Below are 20,000 nucleotides of genomic sequence, written 5' to 3' on the forward strand. Positions count from 1 at the left end.
CTCAGCTCCAGTTGCGAGCGCATCCAGGCCCGGAAGGCGGCGGCGCTGGTGAAATCGGCGGCGCTCCACTGCGGCTGCACCGCGATGACGCGGAAGTGCCTGTCCGCGTTGGGCCGCTCAGGGGTGGGCTGCTCGGGCTGGGACTGCGGGGCAGGCGCGCTCATGCCGCCCAGCCTACCCAGGGATATGGGGCCGCGTGGAATGATGCGCCCATGAGGGAGGCTGACATCACCCCGCTGGGGGACGCGGCGCTGGTGGTGCGCTCGCCCCTGGCGCGTGAACTGCTGGCCGACCTGGCGGCCCGGCCCCTGCCCGGCGTGCGCGAGGTGGTGCCGGCGCTGGACGTGTTGACGGTGCTGTACGACCCGCTGAGCATGGCGGGGGAGAGCCTGGCGGCGGGGCTGGGGGCGCGGCTGGCCAGACTGCATCCCGAACAGGACGGCACCGGCCGCACCCACGTCCTGCCCGTCACCTTCGGCGGCCCGGACCTGGGGTGGTGCGCGGGGCAGGCGGGGCTGAGCGAGCCGGAGTTCGTAGCGGCCCTGTGCGCGGTCAGGCTCACGGTCGCGTTTCTGGGGTTCACGCCGGGGTTCGCCTTCCTGACCGGGCTGCCGGAGCGGCTGCGGATGCCCCGGTTGAGCGCGCCGCGCGAGCGGGTCCCGGCGGGCAGCGTGGCGCTGGGTGGCCCCTGGGCGGGCGTGTACCCAAGCGAGACGCCGGGGGGCTGGCGGCTGGTGGGCCGGACGGACGCGGTTCTGTTCGACCTCGCCAGGCCGCAGCCGGTGCTGTGGCGGGCGGGGGACCGGGTGCGCTTCGCGGTGGCAGATGCTTGAGGTGCTCCGCCCCGGCCTGCAAACCACCGTGCAGGACGCGGGGAGGCGGGCACGGGCGCTGGGCGTGCCCGGCGGCGGCGCAGCCGACCCGCTGGCGCTGCGGCTGGCGAACGCGCTGGTGGGCAACTCCCCCGGAGCGGCGGCCTTGGAGGTCACGCTGGCCGGTCCCACCCTGCGCTTCGGGGCGGGGACGCTGGTGGCCCTCTGTGGTGCCCCCTTCACCGCTGCGCTGGACGGCCAGCCCTTCCCGGTGGGGCGGACAGTGGCGGTGGAGGCGGGGCAGACGCTCGCCCTCGGGGGAACGGCACGGGGGGCGCGGGCGGTACTGGCCCTGCGAGGCGGCCTGAGCGGCCAGGAGGCGTTTGGGAGCCGGGGCACGGACCTGCGCTCCGGCTTCGGCGGGCACGGGGGCCGGGCGCTGCGGGCCGGGGACCGGCTGGCCTGGCTGCCGCTGCCGCCCGCCACGCCGCCGCGGGCGTTCCTCTCCCCTGACCTGCACACCCCCACCGGGCCGCACGTTACCCTGCGCGTCCTCGCCACGCCGGAGGCCACGCCCGGGCTGCTGGACGCGCTGACGGGGCAGACCTTCCGCGTCAGCGGGCAGGCCGACCGGATGGGCGTGCGCCTGACGGAGGCCGTCCCCGCGCCGCACGACCCCGCGCGGGTGAGCCTGCCCAACGTGCCCGGGGCCGTGCAGCTTCCGCCCGACGGCCGGCCCATCCTGCTGCTGCCCGACGCGGGCACCCACGGCGGCTACCCCACACCGCTGGTCGTGGCGGCGGCGGACCTGCCCGTTCTCGGCCAGTTGCGCCCCGGCGACCGGGTGAGCTTGCGGGAAGTGACGCGGGCCGAGGCCCACGCCGCATTGCGGCAACAGGAACACGAGGTCCGGCAGGCCGAGACGGCCCTGGCCTGGTGGTACGCGGGGCAGAGGGAGGCACCGCACAAATCCCGCCCGCCTCGCTGACGTGCGGGCGCAAGTGTGGGAGAGTGGCCCCCATGAAGCTGCGGGACCTGCTCCGCCCCTCGCCCGACCCGGCCAGCGCCGGGGACACTGAACCCGGTGGCCTGCGTGCCGCCGCGCGCCGCGCCGCCGGGGCCGCCTGGCGTGACCCCCGGGTGCAGGATGCCCGCGCGGGCCTGCGGGAACGGGCGCAGGAATGGCGCAGCGAGGTGCAGAGCCGGGCCGACGCCAGGCTGGAGCAGGTTATCGAGCGGCGCTACGGGGGGCAGGGCACGCCACCCGAGGCCGTCAGCGCCCTCCTCGCGCAGAGGCGGCAGGCGCGGGAGGCCCACGCGGCGCGGCTGCGGGCCAGGCAGGCTCTGCTCGCGCTGGCCGAAACCCCGGAGCAGCGCCGGGTGCTGACGCAGGTGGCGCAGGCGACGCCCTGGGCGGGCGGCGAGGCCGGGGAGGTGCGCTACACGGCGCTGCTGGACCAGCTCGCGCCCTCCGGCAGCCCCGAGGCGGAGATGGGCGTCCACCGCGCCCTCTGGACCCTGGCCGAGCGCCGGGTGCTGGCCGTGTCGCCGCACGGGGTAGTCACGGCCTGCCCGCTGCCGTCCCCGCTGGCCCTGCCCGCGCCCTCCGAACGCGCTTGAACCCCTATGCTGCCCCCATGCGCCAGCAGATCGACCTGAACGCCGACCTGGGCGAGGGCAGCCCCCACGAGGCCGCCGTGATGCCCTTTGTGAGCAGCGCGAACATCGCCTGTGGGGGCCACGCGGGGGACGCGGAGACCATGCGGGACAGCCTGCGCCTGGCCGCGCGGCATGGCGTGGCAGCGGGCGCGCACCCCGGTTTTCCCGACCGCGAGGGCTTTGGCCGCCGCGAGCTGCACTTTGCACCAGACGAGGTGACGGCCTTCGTGCGCGAACAGATCGAGGCGCTGAAGGCGGTGGCCGCGCGCGAGGGCGCAGCGCTGCGGCACGTCAAGCCCCACGGGATGCTCTACAACATGGCGGTGAGGGACGCGGCGCTGGCCGGGGCCATCGCGCGGGCAGCGGCGGACTCGGGCCTGCCCCTGTATTACGGCCTGGCAGGCGAGGCCTCCGTGATGCTGCGCGAGGCGGAAGTGCTGGGACTGCTGGCGGTGGGCGAGGGCTTCGCGGACCGCGGGTATGCCCCGGACGGCTCGCTGTGGCCGCGCGGGCAGGCGGGGGCGCTGCTGCCCCACGCCGAGGCAGTGCGGCAGGGCGTCCGGTTGGCGCGGGAGGGCACCGTCACGGCGGTCACGGGCGAGCAGGTGCGGGTGCCCGCCCGGACCCTCTGCTTGCACGGTGACGGGGCCGAGGCGGCGGACCTGGCGCGCGACCTGCGAGCGGCGCTGGAGGCGGCGGGAGTGCAGGTCACGGCTCCCCACCCCTGACCCGGCGGGAGGCAGTCAGCGGACCCGCGGCCCAGGAGGCTCGCTCTCCACGCCCCCCAGCTCCAGTTCGCGCCACAGCCGCCGGGCTTCCCCGGCGCACTCGCCCGGAGGCACGCGCTGGCCCTCACGCCAGGCCTGGCGTTCGGCAGCGCTGCGCAGCTGGCCCGGCAGGTGTTCCAACCGCCGGTCGATGGCCGCGAGCAGCCGGGAAGGCGCGCGCGGCTGGCAGGCGCGGCCCCGCACGAGGGTCAGGCCGTAGAGGCGGCAGGCCAGCGGACGCTGCCCCAGGTGCCAGGCGACCTCCGCCATCTGAAAGAGCGCCAGTTCCTCGCCCCAGCACCAGCCGCACTCCTCCCAGGTGCGGAGCTGTTCTCCCAGCAGGGGAAGCGCCGCGGCGGCCTGCCCCTGCTCCAGCAGCCAAGCACACAGGGCGTACAGTTCCTGCCCCAGCAGCCAGGGCTGGCCCAGTTCACGCGACTCGTCGACCCTGGCCCGCAGGGAGGCCAGGTCACGCCGCTCGCCCTGCTGGGCGCGGGCCTCCAGGGCGCACAGGGCCATGCCCCAGGGGTCGCCCTGCTCGGAGAACAGCCGGTGGGCGGCGCGCAGATGCCGGGCGCGTGCCCCGGCCTCCTCGTGTCGCAGGGCCGTGCGCAGGTGGGCCAGGGCGCGCACCCAGGCGGAAGGGACGGCCAGCCCCCCCGCGACCCGCCAGCGGCGCTCCCCGTTAGCCGGGGCGTCCGGCCCGGGGGAGAACTGCGCCCGGCGGTCCAGCGCCACCTGCCCCTGCCCCCGCAGCAGCCACCACCACGTCAGCTCGTCCAGGAGGCGGCGGGCCAGGTCAGGCACCTCGGGAGACTCTGCTGGCGGCTGCCGGGCCGCCCAGTCGAGCGCCTGCCGGATGTCCGGTTCCAGGCGGCGCAGCTGGGCCTGGGCGTGCCCGTGGCGTTCGCTGCGCAGGTCGGCGGTCAGGCCCTGCACCGCCCCGGCCACCAGCCGCAGCCGCCGCAGCTCGGCCCCGGGGGGCGGGGGCAGCACGTGGGTCAGGTACGCGCGGACCAGCCGGGGCACGCCAAAGCAGCCCTGGCCGTCCAGCTCGGTCACGTGGAGCAGGGAGGCGGCCCAGAGCGTTTCGAGTTCGGGCAGCAGCTCCCCGGCGGGACGTTCCAGCAGCAGGGCCAGCTCGTCCAGCCGCGCCGGACCCTCCAGCACGCCCAGCCAGCGCAGCAGCTCACGTGCCGGGTCCGGCAGCCCCGCCAGGTTGTGACGCATCAGGCTGCCCAGGTCGCGGTGGTGGGGGGGATGCGCGGCGGCCACCGACCGCAGCAGCAGGCGGCCGGGTTCGCGGAGCTGCTCCAGCAGGGCGGCCGGCGCGAGAACGGCGGTGTGGGCGGCGGCCCACTCCAGGGCCAGCGGCAGGCCGTCGAGCGCCTCACAGATGGCGGCGACCGCGGGGCCGTCATGGGGCAGACCGGGCCGCACGCCCTGGGCACGGTCCACGAACAGCGCCGCCGCCGGGTAGGCCAGCAGCTCGTTCCAGCGCTGCCCCCAGGCGTCACGCGGGGGCACCGGGAGGGGCCGCAGGTGGGAAAGCGCCTCCCCCGGCAGGCCCAGGGGCCGCTGGCGCACCAGCAGCAGGCGGTGTTCGGGCAGGGCACGGCGCAGTTCGGCCACCACCTCCGCGCCGCCTTCCAGGTGGTCGGCCCCGTCGAGCACCAGCAGTCCCGGCCAGGCCCGCAGGTGCAGGGCCAGCTGGGGCAGGTCGCTCACGCCGCCCAGGTCCAGGGCCTGCCCCAGGCGGGCGTATACCTCGGGAGCCGTGCGGCACCCCGTCAGGTCGAGGGCCAGCGCCGGTCCCTGGGCCACCGGCCAGCGGGCCACCAGCTCGCGGACCAGCGCCGTCTTGCCGACGCCCCCCAGACCGTGCAGCGTGACCAGCGGGTGCTGCGCCAGCCGGGCGTTCAGCGCGTGCAGGTCCAGCTCGCGGCCCAGCAGGCGGGGCCGGGGAGCCGCGGCCGGGGAGACCTCGGGCGGGGCGGCGGGGCCACGGAAGCGGGCATGCAGCGCGGCCAGGCTCCCCCGGCGTGCCCTGACCCAGGCGGCCAGTTCGCCGCCGGGCAGCGCGACGCCGGCCAGAAAAGGCCCCTGCCACAGCCCCCGCACCTCCTCGGCCTGTCCGGCGGCGGCGGCCTGTTCCAGCGCCTGCACGTCGGTCCACAGCGGCACGCAGGCCACCGAACTGCGGTCGGTCAGCAGGACGCCCGGCAGCTTGCGGCGCAGGCCCGAGAGGCTGACCCGCAGGTTGTTGCGGGCATCACCCGGCGGCAGTTCCGGCCAGAGCAGCGCGGCCAGCGCCTCCCGCTCGTGGCGGCCCTCCAGCGCCAGGCGGGCCAGCAGCAGCAGCGCCTTGCCTGCCAGCGCCACCGCCTGCCCCTGCCAGAGCAGCCGCGGCGCGCCGAGGAGATGCAGCGAGAGGACCGGGGGCGAAGTCACCTTGACTCAGCATAGACTCAGGTGACCCTCACCGTCCTGGCAAGACCAGCAGGACGCGAATTCATGAAGACTTCAGGGGCAGTCCTCAGGGGCAGCGCTGCTCCTCGCCCGCGGCCAACGTGAGGCTACAACTCCGGCTGCCGTCCTCGGCGCGCACGGTGACAGGGGTGCCGGGGGCCAGAGTCTGGTCGATCAGCACGTTGCCGTCGAGGTCGGTAAAGAAGTTGCGCTCCCCCGCCGACACCAGGACGTAGGCCGCCGGGGTGCCGTCCGGCCACAGAATCCGCACCCAGCGTTTGCGCTGGAAGTTGGCGCTCCAGTCGTACTGCGACACCCCGGCGGTCCCCAGCTTGAGCGGCTTCTCGTCGTCGCCCACCTCGGTCTCGAAGGTCAGGAGGTTGGTGGCGACCTGAAGGACCACGTTCGCGCCGGGCGTGAGGCCGGTGAAGAACAGGTCGCCGCGCCCGTTCGCCCGTTGCAGGCTCCCACCCGACACCCGCACGGGCAGACCCGGCACGCCGGTCCGGACCAGCAGGGACACCCCCTCCTGCGCCGCGCCGCGCAGGAAGCGTCCCCCCACGAAGGTGACCCCCAGCTCCCCCTGGGCCACCAGATTGCCGTCCACGTCGGCTCCCAGGATCAGGGGCCACACGCCGGTGTTGCGGTAGGTCACGCCCCAGGCATTCGGGCCGAACACCGTGAGCTGATGCTCGCCGTAGCTGGCCGACACCGAACCGCGCCCCGTGAGGCTCCCGACGGGCTGGTCGGCGGTGGGGGGCAGATGCGCCAGGCCCGCGCCGGCTCCCAGCGTCAGGCCGCTGGGCAGGCGGTAGGTCAGGCCCAGGCTGGCCCCGTAGCGGGAGGGGTCGCGGTAGTTGAGCTGGGCCTGCACGCTCCACTGCGGGCTGATCTGGTAGTCGGTCGTCAGCCACACCGCGCCCTGCTTCGCCCCGAAGTCGTACTGGCCGGTCAGGGAGGTTTGCAGCCTCAGGGTGTTGTAGCTCAGGCCCAGGGCCACGCTCGGGGCCAGGGGCGAGCTGGTGGGCAGCGACAGGTCGACCACGTAGGTCAGCGGTCCCAGCGGCGCGGCGTACCCGGCATCCACGCTGCCGCTGAAGCCCGCCTCGTCGTGCAGCAGGCTGGCCCCCACCCGCCCGCGCCCCGGCCCCAGCGGGCCGCCCAGCGAGGCGGACGCGCTCTGGCGGCTGCCCGTCAGTTGCGTCTGCCCCTGCACGGTGAGGCCCCGGCCCAGGCCGTAGGCCCCCGAGGCCCGCACCGTCGCCTGCCCGCCCTGCACCCCGGCGCGGGCATTCACGGCGTAGGCTCCCTGGCTGAGGTTGATCTGGGTGCGGCTGAAGGGCAGCGGCACGATGCGGGTGCCGCGCGCGTCCTGCACAAAGGCCAGCAGGACGCCCTCGCTGGCCGGAAAGGGCAGGTTGCGCAGCAGGAAGCGGCCGGCGGGCGCGCGGAAGCGGGCGATCTGGCGGTCCTCGTACAGCAGGGTCACGGTGGCGTCGAGCGGCAGGTTCAGGACGAGTTCGGGCACCAGGGTCCCCTCGGGGCTGTGGCCCTGCACCTCCAGGCCGCTGAAGCCGCTCCCCAGGCCCTCCGGGGACAGCCGCACCACGCCCCCCACCGTCCAGTTCTCGTTCAGCAGGACCGCGCCGGACACCGCCCCGCTGAGCCGCGCCTGCTGGGGCGTTCCGCTCAGGTTCACGTCCACCCCGGCGCGGTAGCGGTCCACCTGGGCACCCAGCGAGAAGCCGACCGTTCCCTGCGGGGCCTCGCCCGCCTGCCGCAGCACGTCGAAGCGGCCCGCGACCGAGAAGGCGGGCAGGCTGGTCAGCCGCTCCCCGAACGTTCCCCCGAAATCCAGCTCGCCGCCCGACAGAAGCTGCGCGGCGGCCTGCACGGTGAGGGTCAGCTCGTTGGGGTCGAACTGGAGGTCCAGGCCCGGCGCGAGCTGCACGTAGGGCCGCCCCTCGCACTCGGCGCGGGCCACGGCGTAGGCGGCCTCAGCGGACTGCAACGCCTCGGCGGGCACCCAGATCTGCTCGCCCACCCGCCGCACCGGCAGGTCGCCGCGGGCCAGGCCCCCCACCGTCACCGCCACCACCTCCGGCTCGCTGTCGCAGGGGGGGGCCGCGCCCGCCGCGCCCAGCAGCAGGGCGGCGGCCAGGGCCGCGGCGCAGCGGCCCGCGCCGGGCCACCCGGCCTCAGCGGACCTGGACTTTTTCACTCACGACCTTGCCTTCCGCCGTCAGGAAGGAGAAGTTCAGGGTGCTTTCGGCCCCGAATCCCGCCAGCGGCACCCGGTACGAGTTGCCCCGGAAGATCAGAAAGCTCTGCGGCAGGTTCGGCACGGCCCGGTTCTGGTCACTGCCCGCCGTGACCTTCAGGCCCTTGAGGACATAGCTGCGGTTGCCGCTGTTGGAGAACACCAGGGTCAGGTCCTTGCCGTCGGCGCTTTTCTGCACCTGGTAGCCGATGCGGGCGGCGGCAGTGGGCGGAACCACGTACACGGGCAGGCTCAGTTCCAGCAGCGCGTCGATCTGGCCGCGCGCGTCCTCGCCGGGGGGCACCTCGCCGCGCTCCGGCTCGACCTGCCGCAGCAGCACCCGGTAGGTCATCTCGTCCTGGCCGGGACGACGCTGCACCGCAACCCGCACCACCTGACTGGCCCCCGGCTGCAAGACGAAGCGGCTGGGCGTGACCAGCACGTCGCGCGTGGGCGTGAGCTGGTCCTCGCCCTCCACCCGGTTCCAGCCATACGCGGTGACCGTGAAGACGGCGGTGCGTGTGCTGGTGTTGGTAAAGCGCGTCTGCCCGCTCAGGGTCTTGCCCGATTCGATCAGAAACGACGTGGGCGTGAGAGAAAAGTTCAGCGGCTGCCCCAGGCCCGTGCCCAGCAGGGCTAGCCCCGCCGCCAGCCCCCACCTCGCCAAGCCCGCTCTGCCCCGTCTCACTGCCCCACCTCCAGCAGCACCGGCTTCCCGAGCCTCTGCTCGCCGCGCGGCACACCCCACTGACCGGGCGCGGCCTGAACCGCAAAGCGCAGCGTTTGCGGCCCGGACATCACGTTCAGGCCCCCCAGGTCGGCGGCGGCCCCCTGCACCGTCACCTTCAGGCCGCCGAGCAGTTCCAGCTCCAGGCCGGTGCCGCTGGACACCGCGCCGGGCCAGATCAGGCGATAGCGCCGCTCGGGAGCGGGACAGTTCACCTGCACCCGCAGCTCGCCCTGCGCCCCCTGAAGCGCCTGGTAGTTCGGCAGGGTCAGGCTGGTGCTGAGCGTGCAGGGGTCAGAAGCGGCGGGGGCCAGCAGCGCCAGCGGCGAGGCAAGCAGGGTCAGGGGAAGAGGCATCGTGGCTCCTTGTGGCGGGGACGAGGTGGCGGGGGCGGGTTGTAGTGGGGACAGAGGAACAGCCGTGGGATAACCTCCAGCATAAAAGGCCAGCCGGTCACGGCAAAGGCCCGCCCCACCGCGAGGGCAGAGGGCGGGCGCGAGAGCGGGAGAGCTTACTCGTCGTAAGCGAAACGGTAGATCAGCACCGTGCTGTAGTCGCCCTTCGAGACGCCCCACTGCCCGGCAGGAGCCTGGACGCGGGTGTTCAGGGTGTAGCGGTCGGGGCTGGTGTTGCTGCCGTCGCTGGCGGTCCGGTTAAAGGTCTCGGTGATGTTGACCAGCAGCGGCTGGGAAGTGCTGCTGCCCACCTTGTTCAGCCTGTAACCATCGTTCTGGTTCGCACCCTCGCCGAAGCCGTAGCTCATGCCGCCCGCGCCGCCCGTCAGCCGGACGTCGGTGCCTGCCGTGCAGCGGATGTTGAAGATGCGCTGCCCCGCCCCCGAGCTGGCCGTCGCCTTGTAGTTGAACTCGATGGCGTCGGGGTGCAGTTCCGAGCTGTTCTGGTCGAAGTTACTGTCGATAACGCCGCCGCCCACGAAGGCGCACACGTTCTGCACATGGACAATCACGTCCTGGCCGATATCCACGAACTGGGTGCCCGTCTGGTTTCCGCCAGTCTGGGCCTGTGCCCCGCCCATCAGCCCGCCAAGTGCCAGCAGCATTCCAAGCTTTTTCATGGTCTTCCCTCCCCGACAGACAGACGCAAACCTCTTTCCGCGACCTCTTGCCCCGGCGTCCCCTTTGCGAACTTCGCTGTCGTTCCCTGATTGTGCGAAACTTCAAAAATTAAAGTCAAACGCCGTGCCTAACGCTGTTTAATGGTCGCTAATGCAGAAGGTTCCGCCTGTCATGTTCGTGTAACGGCGGCCTTTCTATGCTGGGCCGATGAACCTGCGTTCTTTGGTGACCCTGCTGCTCCTGGGCGGGTCTGTTGCGGGCAGTTCGGTGGCCCACGCCGCCACCCTCCAGACCCCGGTGGAGGTTCAGGTCCAGGGCGTGTGCGAGGTGGCGGCCCTTCAGCCGGGGGCGCTCACACTGCGCTGCACGGCCGGGACTGTGCCCCCCACCGAACCCCGCCTGCTGCCCGAACTGCCCGCACAGGTGCGCGCCCTGGGTCCCCTGGTGCTGCGCTCGGTGATGCAGGAGGCCAGCGGGGCCGAGCTGCTGCGCTACGAAGCCGCCCCCACCGCACCCACGGGCGCGGCCCTTCAGGTCGTCTGGTTCGACTGAACCCCCAACCTCTCATACCAAATTGCGTTGATTCCTTGGAATCAACCGAGCGGAGCGAGCAGCAAAAACTAGGGGGTTGCGGCGATGGACGGACATCTGGCGCTTTCCCAGATGTCCGGGAATCAGAGCAATCCCGTATCAGTGGCCTGTCTGGGATGGCGGCGTCAGGGCCGCGTACACCTCGCCCGCGTACCGGTCGGTCATCCCGGCGATGAAGTCGCACACCGCGCGGGGCAGACCGTCCACCTCTGCGCGGGCGCGGACCTGGGGCGGCAGCATGGACGGGCGCGCGAGAAACGCGGTGAAGAGGGTGGTCAGCAGCCGGGTGGCCTGTTCCACCTGCATCTCGACGCGCCAGTGCCGGTAGAGGTTCTCCCGCAGAAAGGTCCCCGTCTCGCGCAGGCGTTCGCGCATGGGGGCGCTGTAGGTGATGAGGCGTTCCGGCAGTGCCCGCACCTCCTCGGCGCTGCCCACGCCACTCGCGGTGATGGCGGCGGCACTCGCGGTCGTCAGGTCCCCGATCAGCCAGCCCAGCAGTTCGCGGTGCAGCGTGCGGCGGTCGCGTTCGGTGAGCTGCGGTGACTGCACCGGCACCCGGGCGAGTAACTCGCGCCACAGCGGCAGCGCCTCCAACTGTTCCGGCGTCAGCAGTCCGCTGCGCAGGCCGTCGTCCAGGTCATGCGCGGTGTAGGCCAGCGCGTCGGCGGCGTCCACCAGTTGCGCTTCCAGGCCCGGCGGTCCCAGGCCCGCGCGGTCATGCTTGTTCAGGCCGTCGAGCGTGTCGAGCGTGAGGTTCAGGCCCGGAAAGTCCGGATACCGGTCCTCCAGCCGGGTCACGATGCGCTGCGCCTGGGTGTTGTGGTCGAAGGTGTTGTTGGGAGGGGCACCTTGCCCCTCCATCAGCCCGTCCAGTACCCGCTCGCCCGCGTGGCCGAAGGGCGGGTGGCCCAGGTCGTGCGCGAGCGCGATAGCCTCCGCCAGCGTCTCGTTCAGGCCGAGGGTGAGCGCCACCGAGCGGGCCACCTGCTGCACCTCCAGCGTGTGCGTCAGGCGCGTGCGGTAGTGGTCGCCCTGGGCGTTCAAAAAGACCTGCGTCTTGTATTCCAGTCGCCGGAAGGCGGTGGTGTGCAGGATGCGGTCGCGGTCCTTCTGAAAAGCGGTGCGCGTTTCGCTCCGGGCCTCCGGGTACTCCCGCCCCCGCGAGTCGCGGCTCAGCGTGGCATACGGCGCGAGCGTGGCGGCCTCGCGCGCTTCGAGGTCGGCGCGGGTGAACATGGGGGGATTCTGGCAGAAGGCAGATGGCGGGGGGCAGAAGGCCAAAGATTCTTTAGCCATCTGCCTTCTGCCTTCGACCTTCCGCATCCTCTAAATTGCCCCCATGAGCGACAAGACCAACCCCGACATCCAGGTCATGTACGACGGGCGCATGCTGCGGCTGGAAGTCCAGGACGGCAAGTGGGAAATCGTGCGGCACGCCGACGCGGTGGCGATTCTGGTGCTGAACGAGCAGGGCGAGATGCTGCTGGTGCGGCAGCAGCGGCCAGCCATCGGCGCGCCGACGGTGGAGGCCCCCGCCGGCCTGATCGACGAGGGCGAGACGCCCGAGCAGGCCGCCCGGCGCGAGCTTCAGGAGGAGGTGGGGCTGGACGGCGACATGACGCTGCTGACCCGCTTCTACTCCAGCCCCGGCTTCTGCGACGAGGAACTGTACGTGTACCGGGCGCAGAACCTGCGGGAAAGCAAGCTGCCGGAGGACGAGGGCGAGGATATCGAGGTGCTGTGGCTGCCACCCCAGCAGGTGCTGGACGGCCTGCGGGAAGGCACCCTGGTGGGCAGCGCCAGCACGGTCACGGCAGCCCTGTATGGCGTGCAGGCGCTCTCGTCGGCAGGCCGATGAAAACCTACGTCTCCCCCACCCAGCGGCCCGACACCGGGACCGTGGTGGCCGTGGGGTCCTTCGACGGCGTGCATCTGGGGCACCAGGCGCTGCTCGCGCAGCTCAAGGCGAAGGGCCGCGAACACCGTGTGCCCACGGTCGTCTACACCTTCGACCCGCCCACGCGCGTGCTGACGCAGGGCGTGGAGTTCCTGTCCACCCTACCCGAAAAGCTCGACCTGCTGGCCCGCTACGGCATCGACGAGACGGTGGCGGTGCCGTTCACGCCCGAGTTCGCCGCGCGCCCCAAGGAGGCCTTTCTGGACGACCTGCGGGCGCTGCACCCTCATGCAATCGTGGTGGGCGAGGACTTCCACTTCGGGAGGGGCCGGGCAGGGGGTGTCGCGGACCTGCGTGGGGTGACGCGCGAGGTGGTGGCGCTGCCCATGCACCAGCTCGGCGGCGGGGACATCAAGAGCACCCGCATCCGCGAGTACCTGAAAACCGGGGATGTGGAGGGTGCCGCGCGGCTGCTGGGCCGCCACTACGACGCGCAGGGCGTGGTGGTGCAGGGCGACCGCCTGGGCCGGACCATCGGCTGGCCCACGGCGAATATCCGTGTGCCCGAAGGCAAGGCGCTCCCGCTGGGCGTCTTCGCGGTGGTGGCCCTCACCGAGCGGGGGCCGGGACACCAGCAGCGCTGGCACGGCATGGCGAACGTGGGTTTCCGGCCCACTGTGAACGGCACCGAGCGCCGCTTCGAGGTCCACCTCTTCGACTACGACGGCGACCTCTACGGCGAGGAACTGGACATCAAGTTCTTCGCGCACCTGCGCGGCGAGCAGAAGTTCGGCGGCCTGGACGAGTTGAAGGCCCAACTGGCGCGGGACGCGGAGGCGGCGCGGGCGGCCCTGGGGGACGTGCGGTAGGGGGCGGCCGGCTTCCAGCCAGCCGGGAAAGCCGATGCTCACACTTTCCCGGCTGGCTTTCTGCGTTCAGGGCCGGGTGAAGTTCGTCACCTTCCACTCGCCCCAGCCGTCCGCGACGTTCACTTCCCGCGTGCCGCTGTAGAGGCGGGTGGGGTGGCCGTCGCGGGCGTCGTATTCGGCCTCGACCACGGGGCACTTCTGCCCCTGCTGGCCGCGCAGGGTCTGGGCGATGGCGGCGAAGCGGTCCTCGACCGTGGCGCGGGCCTGGCCGCCCGGCTCGCCGGTCTGTCCGGCCTTCAGGGTCACGCCCTGCACCGTCCCGCCGCGCACCGTAACGCGCACGTCGGGGAAGGCGACCGGCGCGGCCACCTGCGCGAAGTCATAGCTGTAGTCGCGCACGCCCGCCGCCGCCCACCTCGCGCGGGCCGCCGCCAGGTCACGCTCCAGCGCGGCGAAGTCGGGCCGGGTGTAGCCGGGCGCGCAGGGGCCGCCGCTGCCCAGCGGGACCGACGTGTCCGTGGGCGTCTGTGTTTCCGTGGGCACCCCGGCCACCTTCTGGCCCATCTGGGCGGGCGTGCAAGCGGTCAGGGCGCAGAGGGTGGGCACCAGCAGGAGGGTCCGAAGCATGCGTCAGGGTAGTCAGTTCACCTGACAGCTTCGTGATGAGCGGCTGAGCGTGCCCGCCGGGGCAGGTGCCCGCACGGGCCGGGCGTACCCTGTGCCCATGACCACGGCCCCCTCCCCACTGGACACCGCCACCCTGGACCTGGGCTATTCCTTCTGCCCGAACGACACCTTCATCTTCTACGCGCTGCACGCCGGGCGCGTGCCCTCGCCGCTCCCCGTGCGCGAGGTGCTGGAGGACGTGCAGACGCTCAATGACTGGGCGGTGGCGGGCCGCCTCCCCATGACCAAGATCAGCTACCGCGCCTATTTCGACGTGATGGACCGCTACGTGGCCCTCCGCGCGGGCGGGGCGCTGGGGCGCGGCGTGGGACCGCTGGTGGTCGCGCGCCAGGAACTGGGCGACCTCAACGGCCGCCTGGTGGCCTCGCCCGGCGCACTGACTACCGCCGAACTGCTGCTGCGCCTCGCCTACCCGGACGTGCGCCTGACGCACCTGCGTTACGACGAGGTGATGCCCGCCGTCGCGCGCGGGGAGGTGGACGCGGGCCTGATCATCCACGAGTCGCGCTTCACGTACCCGCAGCATGGGCTGGTGCGGCTGCTGGACCTGGGCGCGTGGTGGGAGGGCCAGACGGGCCTGCCCCTCCCGCTGGGCGCGATCCTGGTGCGGCGCGACCTCGCGCCCGAGGTGCAGCGCGGTCTGAACGCCGCCGTGCGTGCCAGCCTCGAATACGCCCACGCGCACCCACAGGAGCCGATGAACTACATCCGCCAGCACGCGCTGGAGATGAGCGACGACGTGATGCGCGCCCATATCGACCTGTACGTGAACGACTTCAGCCTGGACGTGGGCGCGGAGGGCGAGCGGGCCGTGCGCGAACTGCACCGCCGCGCGGTGGCGGTGGGGGCCACCCCCGCCTGCGACCTGCCGCTGTTCGTGCCCGCCTGACCCTTACGCTGGGGGGTGTCCCCTCGCGCGAGTTCCCTCCTGCTCCCCGCCCTGGCCCTGCTGGCGGCGGGGGCATTTCTGGCAGCGGCCCACCTCCACCTGCCCGGCCCGCGTCTGCTGACCAAGGCCCTACCCGCCGCGCTGCTGGCCGTCTGGGTATGGCGCGCGGCCCCGCCTGGCCGGGTGCAGCGCTGGATGGTGCTGGGGCTGGGCCTGGGGGCGCTGGGCGACCTGTTGCTGGAGTGGCCGGGCGACCTGTTCGTGCCGGGGCTGCTGGCCTTTTTGCTGGCCCACCTGGCCTACCTGCGCGGCTTTCTGACAGGCACGCGGCGGCCGGCCTGGGCCGGGTTGCTGGGAGCGGCTGCTTATGGCGCGGCGCTGCTGGGCCTGCTGCTGACGCGGGGGCACCTGGGCGAGCTGCGGCTGCCGGTGCTGGTGTATGGAGCCGTCATTACCCTGATGCTGTGGCGGGCGCTGGCGGTGGGAGGTCTGGCCGCCTGGGGCGCGGCCTTGTTCGTGCTGAGTGACAGCCTGATTGCCCTGGACCGTTTCCTGACGCCGCTTCCGGCACGCGACCTCGCCGTCGACGGGCTGTACTGGCTGGGGCAGGCGTGGCTGGCCTGCTGGGCTATTCGCGGGGGACGCATCCCCACTTCTTGAGCAAAACCTGAGAAGAGGCTCAGAAGGTGAGCGGAGCTGGAAAGCGGTGATTTGACGTCGTGTGATTCTGCGGGGTGGAGGACTATCCACATGCGTAAACCCCTGCTCGCCGCCCTGACGGTGGCTCTGGCGGGTGCCTTTTCGGCGCTGGCCCAGACCGCCATCCCGCTGACCGGCCCGTTTCCCGGCCAGCCCACCCCGCCCACGCCGCGCCCGCTGCCCGCCCCCGAAGCGCCCGTGACCGTCACGGCCACCCGCAACGAGCCGACCGCGCTGGGCTTCACGCCCGACAAGCTCGCGCGGCTGAAGGTGCCCGCCGGGTTCACGGTCAGCGTGATGGCATCCGAACTGGGCAACGCCCGCTCGCTGCAACCGATGCCCGACGGCGGCGTGTACCTCTCGCGCACCAAGCAGAACGACATCTGGTACATGAAGGATGTCAACGGCGACGGCAAGTTCGACGCGGGCGAGCGCCGCCAGGTGGCCTCCAACCTCAGCCTCGTGCACGGGATGGACGTCAAAAACGGCAAGCTGTACGCCATCGGCCAGCACGACATCTGGGTGATGGACATCGCCAAGGACGGAACGCTGAGCGTGCCGCGCGTGTTCGCCAGCCAGCTTCCCGACGTGGGGCAGCACTCCGCGCGCGGCGTGAAGTGGGGGCCGGACGGCTTCCTGTACGCCTCCATCGGCTCCACCAACAACGACGCGGCCCCGCAGAACCCGGAGGAAGCGACCATCCTGCGCCTCAGCCCCGACGGGAAGTGGCGCGAGGTGTACGCACGCGGCCTGCGCCACACCATCGGCTTCGGCTGGCAGCCCGTCACCAAGACGCTGTACGGCATGGACCAGGGGTCCGACTGGCACGGCGACAACATCCCGCCCGAGGAGCTGAACGTGATCCAGCGCGGCCGGGTCTACGGCTGGCCCTACTGCTACGGCGACCGGCAGCCCGACCCCTACGCCAACTCCAGCACCATCCCCGGCCTGATTACCAAGACCGACTACTGCAACCGCACCCAGGGCAGCCTGCTGAACTACACGGCGCACGCGGCGGCCATCGACCTGACCTTCTACACCGGCAACCAGTTCCCGGGCGAGTACCGGAACGACGCCTTCGTGGCCTTCCGCGGCTCGTGGAACCGCAACGAGCCGAGCGGCTACGAGATTGCCCGCGTGGACTTCGACGCGCAGAACAGACCCGTATCCATCACGCCCTTCGTGAGCGGCTTCGTGTTCCAGGAACAGGGGCAGTGGAAGCAGTTCGGGCGCGTGGCGGGCGTGGCCGTGTACAACGACGGCAGCCTGCTCTTTACCGACGACCAGAGCGGCGTCATCTACCGCGTGCGCGCCACGGGAGGCCAGTGATGAAGAAGCTCCAGATGCTCGGCCTGCTGGCCCTCGCGGCGGCCCTGGGCAGCGCCTCGGCGGGTGGCACGCAGCCCATGATGCCCATGGCCCCGGCGAGCGCGCCCCTGAGCGCCACCGCTGCCATTCGTGACGCGGCGGGCCAGGTGCGCGGCAGCGCGACCTTCAAGCAGATGGGGATGGGCGTGCAGGTCACGGTGGAGGTGCGCGGCCTGACGCCCGGCGGCCACGGCATGCACGTCCACGAGTACGGCAAATGCACCCCCGGCGTGGACCCGGCCACCAACACGGTCGTGCCCTTCGGCGGGGCGGGGCCGCACTTCGACCCCGGCATGAGCAAGAACCACGACGATCCGCAGGCCATGAACAAATACGGCCACGGCGGCGACCTGCCCATGCTGATGGTGGGCGCGGACGGCACGGGCCGCCTGACCTTCACCACCGACAAGGTCAGCCTGACCGGCATGAACGGCGTCCTGAACCGCGCGCTGGTGGTCCACGCCATGCCCGACGACTACAAGACCGACCCGGCGGGCAAGTCGGGAATGCGCGAACGCTGCGGCGTGATTCTGCGCGACAACTTCAGCGTGCGCGACTATGCGTTGCCCGACCACCTCTCCTACCCCGAGGGCATCGCCTACGACGCGCGGCGGGGCGTCATCTACACCGGCAGCGCCGCGAACGGCACCATCTACGCCATCAACGCGCAAAGCGGCAGCGTCAGCAAGTTCAGCGAGGGCGGCGCGCTGGGCCGCCGGGTCGCGCTGGGCATGAAGGTGGACCCCCAGGGCCGCCTGTGGGTCGCGGGCGGGGCGCAGGGCACCGTCAGCGTCCTGTCGCCCGACGGGATGATTCTGAACGTACTGGAAACGCCCCAGAGTCCGGTGCCTTACGTCAACGACCTGACCGTCGCGCCCGACGGCAATGTGTACGTGACCGACTCCTTCCGCCCGGTCCTCTTCCGGGTGGACCGCGACATGAACCTGACGGCGTGGCTGGACCTCACGAAGACGCCGCTCAAGTACGGCCCCGGCATCAACCTCAACGGCATCACCGCCACGCCCGACGGCCGTTATCTGCTGGCGATTCAGCTCAATACGGGCGACCTGTGGCGTATCGACCTGCGGAGCAAGGCCGTGAAGAAGGTCATGGGCGGCCTCAAGAACGGCGACGGCCTGCTGCTCGACGGCCACACGCTGTACGTGGCCCGCAACAAGGACCAGGTGGTGAGCAAGGTGACCCTCAGCGCCGACTATGCCGCGGGCACCCTGGCCGCCGAGGAACCCCTGGCGGGCCTGCGCTACCCCACCACCCTCATCATGATCGGCGGTGACCTCGTGGTGACGCAGAGTCAGCTCGACAAGCTCCAGGGCGGCACGCCCGAGGTGCCCTTCAAGCTGACCCGCTTCGGCAAGTTCTGAGCTGAGGCTGCAACAGGAGGAGGAGTGGCCGGGGTGCCCTCCTCCCCTTTGCAGTGGCTCCCGCGTCGTAACCAGCACAGGATGCCCGCCGCCCTGACCCAGCCTCCGCCGCAGACGGCCCCTACCCACACCGGGAGGAACTCGGTGCGGCTTGACCGGACAGGTTCCGGCAGCCTGGCCTGCGGCCGGATAGGGTGAGAGGGTCGCCGAACGTTCCGCCCACTCTCTGGAGGTCCCCATGAACAACCTGTACACCGCCGAAGCCACCGCCACCGGAGGCCGCGCCGGAACCGTCAAGACCAGTGACGACCGCCTCGACCTGAGCCTCAGCGTGCCCGCCGGTATGGGCGGCGACGATGGCCCCGGCACCAATCCCGAGCAACTGTTCGCCGCCGGCTACGCCGCCTGCTTCCAGGGTGCCCTGGGCGTGGTGGCCCGCCGTCAGCACGTCGACCTCGACCCGGCCAGCACCATCACCGCGCGGGTGGGCCTGCAAAAAAGCGGGGTGGCCTTTGCCCTCGACGTGGAACTCGAAGGCACCTTCCCCGGCCTGTCCCGCGAGGAGGCCGAGGCCCTGATGCACGCCGCCCACCAGGTCTGCCCCTACAGCGTGGCGACCCGCGACAACGTGGCGGTGCGGCTGAAAGTTGCGGAATAGGCCCCCACCCCTCCCCCGCTGCGCCCCGGCCCCGGCTGGGGCGCGCTACGTTGGGCGGGTGAACGTCCTGATTGTCGTGGCGACTGCCGGGGAGGCCGCCCGGCTCGCTGATCTGCCCGCCCGCGTCGTGGTGAGCGGCGTGGGGCCGGTGGCCGCGGCCCTGGCGACCGCCCGCGCGCTGGCCGCAGGCCCCTGTGACCTCGCCGTGAGTGCCGGCATCGGGGGGGCCTATCCCGGCAGCGGACTGGAGCCGGGGAGCCTCGCCGTCTCCAGCGTCATCGTGCAGGCCGACCTGGGCGCGCAGGACGGCGGGCAGTTCCTCGACCTCGCGGCGCTGGGGCTGTCCGTGCTGCCGGATGCGCCGCACGGCGGGAGCTTCCCGGCCTGGGAGGGTGCCTCTGACCTGGCGGCACGGGTGGGCGCGGCCTGTGGCCCCACCCTCACTCTCAGCACCGTCACCGGGACGGCGGAACATGCCCTCGCCCTGGCGCAGCGTTACCCCGGTGCCCTCACCGAGGGCATGGAAGGGGCGGGGGTCGCCCACGCGGCGCTCCTCGCGGGCGTTCCCGCGCTGGAGGTCCGGGGCGTCAGTAACCCGGTCGGCCCGCGCGACCGTGCCGCGTGGCGCATTCCCGAGACCCTCAGCGCCACGCGGCGCGGTCTGGAGGCGCTGCTAACGGGCGAAGCCTGAAGCTGGCCGCTTAGAGCATTTGTCATAAAGATGGTTGCATTTTTTGACCCTCTCCCCTTGCTTCGTAAGGCCCTCTCCCGCAAGGGGAGAGGGGTTCTTTTTACGTCAAATGCGCTAATTGTTCAGCCGCAGATTCGCTTCGGGCACAGGTGGAGCAGGAAACCCCACGCTGACGTTCACGACCGTCCCAGCGGGCGTCCCGGGTTCCAGTTGCAGCCAGTGGCTGCCCAGCAGCGGCGGGTTCGGCTCGGGGTCAATAGCGCGCACCAGCACGCGGCCCTGGGCGGGCACGAACAGGCACCAGCCCTCCGGCACAGCGGTAAAGGCGCGCACCGGCAGGATGCTCTGCAGCGTCAGGTCCGTGGGGGTCGCCCAGTAGTCGAGCAGCAGGCAGGCCTGTTCGCGGTTCAGATCGGCGGCCTGTAAGTCGAGCTGCACCTCCGCCACGTCGGGCTGGCCCGCCACGAGATTCATCCAGCCCGGCACGACGAAGCGGCCG

Annotated in this window: 22 protein-coding genes (2 of these 22 running past the window's edge); 13 read left to right on the forward strand and 9 right to left on the reverse strand. The window is 72.1% G+C overall.

The genetic code is table 11. The features are described 5' to 3' along the window. Positions 1–164: the beginning of a nitrilase-related carbon-nitrogen hydrolase gene (locus ABEA67_RS07165; RefSeq protein WP_345463046.1), read on the reverse strand. It extends 1,150 nt beyond the left edge of the window; the window shows 164 of its 1,314 coding nt (coding positions 1–164); it begins with the start codon at positions 162–164; its stop codon lies beyond the left edge, outside the window. Positions 165–212: 48 nt separating this feature from the next. Between ABEA67_RS07165 and ABEA67_RS07170 the strand changes: the two genes are divergently transcribed. The 4 genes from ABEA67_RS07170 to pxpA are packed head-to-tail and all read left to right on the forward strand — an operon-like array spanning position 213 to position 3,199. Further along, entirely contained in the window at positions 213–833 is a 621-nt protein-coding gene (locus tag ABEA67_RS07170; RefSeq protein WP_345463049.1) for a 5-oxoprolinase subunit B family protein, read from the forward strand. Continuing rightward, positions 826–1,800 carry a 5-oxoprolinase subunit C family protein gene (locus ABEA67_RS07175; RefSeq protein ID WP_345463052.1) on the forward strand — a complete coding sequence of 325 codons (975 nt, stop codon included), beginning with the start codon at positions 826–828 and terminating at the stop codon, positions 1,798–1,800. Before ABEA67_RS07170 ends, ABEA67_RS07175 begins: the two co-directional genes overlap by 8 nt. Positions 1,801–1,832: 32 nt before the next feature. Beyond that, positions 1,833–2,432 carry a hypothetical protein gene (locus tag ABEA67_RS07180; RefSeq protein WP_345463055.1) on the forward strand — a complete coding sequence of 200 codons (600 nt, stop codon included), beginning with the start codon at positions 1,833–1,835 and terminating at the stop codon, positions 2,430–2,432. A gap of 17 nt (positions 2,433–2,449) precedes the next feature. Next, positions 2,450–3,199 carry a 5-oxoprolinase subunit PxpA gene (gene pxpA / locus ABEA67_RS07185; RefSeq protein ID WP_345463058.1) on the forward strand — a complete coding sequence of 250 codons (750 nt, stop codon included), beginning with the start codon at positions 2,450–2,452 and terminating at the stop codon, positions 3,197–3,199. A gap of 15 nt (positions 3,200–3,214) precedes the next feature. Here the strand turns inward: pxpA and ABEA67_RS07190 are convergent, their stop codons facing one another. The 5 genes from ABEA67_RS07190 to ABEA67_RS07210 all read right to left on the reverse strand — a co-directional run bounded on the left by ABEA67_RS07190 (position 3,215) and on the right by ABEA67_RS07210 (position 9,769). Beyond that, entirely contained in the window at positions 3,215–5,689 is a 2,475-nt protein-coding gene (locus ABEA67_RS07190) for an ATP-binding protein (protein ID WP_345463060.1), read from the reverse strand. 85 nt (positions 5,690–5,774) lie between these two features. Beyond that, a complete protein-coding gene (locus ABEA67_RS07195; RefSeq protein WP_345463062.1) occupies positions 5,775–7,928 on the reverse strand; it encodes a hypothetical protein in 2,154 nt (717 codons plus the stop codon). Beyond that, on the reverse strand, positions 7,906–8,655 hold the full coding sequence (locus ABEA67_RS07200; protein WP_345463064.1) for a fimbrial biogenesis chaperone: 750 nt from the start codon (positions 8,653–8,655) through the stop codon (positions 7,906–7,908). Before ABEA67_RS07200 ends, ABEA67_RS07195 begins: the two co-directional genes overlap by 23 nt. Continuing rightward, entirely contained in the window at positions 8,652–9,050 is a 399-nt protein-coding gene (locus ABEA67_RS07205; RefSeq protein ID WP_345463066.1) for a hypothetical protein, read from the reverse strand. Before ABEA67_RS07205 ends, ABEA67_RS07200 begins: the two co-directional genes overlap by 4 nt. Before the next feature lie 155 nt (positions 9,051–9,205). Beyond that, on the reverse strand, positions 9,206–9,769 hold the full coding sequence (locus ABEA67_RS07210; RefSeq protein ID WP_345463068.1) for a hypothetical protein: 564 nt from the start codon (positions 9,767–9,769) through the stop codon (positions 9,206–9,208). Positions 9,770–9,977: 208 nt separating this feature from the next. On the opposite strand from ABEA67_RS07210, the gene ABEA67_RS07215 reads away from it, so the two are divergent. Continuing rightward, positions 9,978–10,322, forward strand: a complete 345-nt coding sequence (locus ABEA67_RS07215; protein WP_345463070.1) for a hypothetical protein — start codon at positions 9,978–9,980, stop codon at positions 10,320–10,322. Positions 10,323–10,460: 138 nt separating this feature from the next. Here the strand turns inward: ABEA67_RS07215 and ABEA67_RS07220 are convergent, their stop codons facing one another. Further along, positions 10,461–11,597, reverse strand: coding sequence for a deoxyguanosinetriphosphate triphosphohydrolase (locus tag ABEA67_RS07220; RefSeq protein ID WP_345463072.1), 1,137 nt, complete (start codon positions 11,595–11,597; stop codon positions 10,461–10,463). A gap of 103 nt (positions 11,598–11,700) precedes the next feature. Between ABEA67_RS07220 and ABEA67_RS07225 the strand changes: the two genes are divergently transcribed. Then, positions 11,701–12,219: an NUDIX domain-containing protein gene (locus ABEA67_RS07225; protein ID WP_345463075.1), complete on the forward strand. Its 519-nt coding sequence runs from the start codon at positions 11,701–11,703 to the stop codon at positions 12,217–12,219. After that, positions 12,216–13,127 carry a riboflavin biosynthesis protein RibF gene (ribF, locus tag ABEA67_RS07230; protein ID WP_345463078.1) on the forward strand — a complete coding sequence of 304 codons (912 nt, stop codon included), beginning with the start codon at positions 12,216–12,218 and terminating at the stop codon, positions 13,125–13,127. The genes ABEA67_RS07225 and ribF overlap by 4 nt, the downstream gene beginning before the upstream one ends. Before the next feature lie 66 nt (positions 13,128–13,193). Here the strand turns inward: ribF and ABEA67_RS07235 are convergent, their stop codons facing one another. Then, entirely contained in the window at positions 13,194–13,754 is a 561-nt protein-coding gene (locus ABEA67_RS07235; RefSeq protein WP_345463081.1) for a DUF6174 domain-containing protein, read from the reverse strand. 97 nt (positions 13,755–13,851) lie between these two features. Here ABEA67_RS07235 and ABEA67_RS07240 point away from each other — a divergent pair, with 97 nt between their 5' ends. The 6 genes from ABEA67_RS07240 to mqnB all read left to right on the forward strand — a co-directional run bounded on the left by ABEA67_RS07240 (position 13,852) and on the right by mqnB (position 19,501). Further along, positions 13,852–14,703, forward strand: a complete 852-nt coding sequence (locus tag ABEA67_RS07240) for a menaquinone biosynthesis family protein (protein ID WP_345463083.1) — start codon at positions 13,852–13,854, stop codon at positions 14,701–14,703. Between the two features lie 15 nt (positions 14,704–14,718). After that, positions 14,719–15,363 carry a lysoplasmalogenase family protein gene (locus ABEA67_RS07245; RefSeq protein WP_345463085.1) on the forward strand — a complete coding sequence of 215 codons (645 nt, stop codon included), beginning with the start codon at positions 14,719–14,721 and terminating at the stop codon, positions 15,361–15,363. A gap of 90 nt (positions 15,364–15,453) precedes the next feature. Beyond that, a complete protein-coding gene (locus ABEA67_RS07250) occupies positions 15,454–16,731 on the forward strand; it encodes a PQQ-dependent sugar dehydrogenase (RefSeq protein WP_345463087.1) in 1,278 nt (425 codons plus the stop codon). After that, the gene (locus tag ABEA67_RS07255) at positions 16,731–18,152 is read left to right on the forward strand and encodes a superoxide dismutase family protein (RefSeq protein WP_345463090.1); all 1,422 of its coding nucleotides are present in this window, start codon (positions 16,731–16,733) and stop codon (positions 18,150–18,152) included. The genes ABEA67_RS07250 and ABEA67_RS07255 overlap by 1 nt, the downstream gene beginning before the upstream one ends. 238 nt (positions 18,153–18,390) lie before the next feature. Continuing rightward, positions 18,391–18,810: an organic hydroperoxide resistance protein gene (locus tag ABEA67_RS07260; RefSeq protein WP_345463093.1), complete on the forward strand. Its 420-nt coding sequence runs from the start codon at positions 18,391–18,393 to the stop codon at positions 18,808–18,810. Positions 18,811–18,868: 58 nt separating this feature from the next. Then, a complete protein-coding gene (gene mqnB, locus ABEA67_RS07265; RefSeq protein WP_345463095.1) occupies positions 18,869–19,501 on the forward strand; it encodes a futalosine hydrolase in 633 nt (210 codons plus the stop codon). 114 nt (positions 19,502–19,615) lie between these two features. On the opposite strand, the gene ABEA67_RS07270 is transcribed toward mqnB, so the two are convergent. Beyond that, positions 19,616–20,000, reverse strand: partial view of a uracil-DNA glycosylase gene (locus ABEA67_RS07270; protein ID WP_345463097.1) — the 3' portion only. The gene runs 44 nt beyond the window's last position; 385 of the gene's 429 nt are visible here — the last part of the coding sequence; its start codon lies beyond the right edge, outside the window; the stop codon is at positions 19,616–19,618.

Source organism: Deinococcus carri (assembly GCF_039545055.1).
In the GTDB taxonomy this organism is placed as follows: Bacteria; Deinococcota; Deinococci; order Deinococcales; family Deinococcaceae; genus Deinococcus; species Deinococcus carri.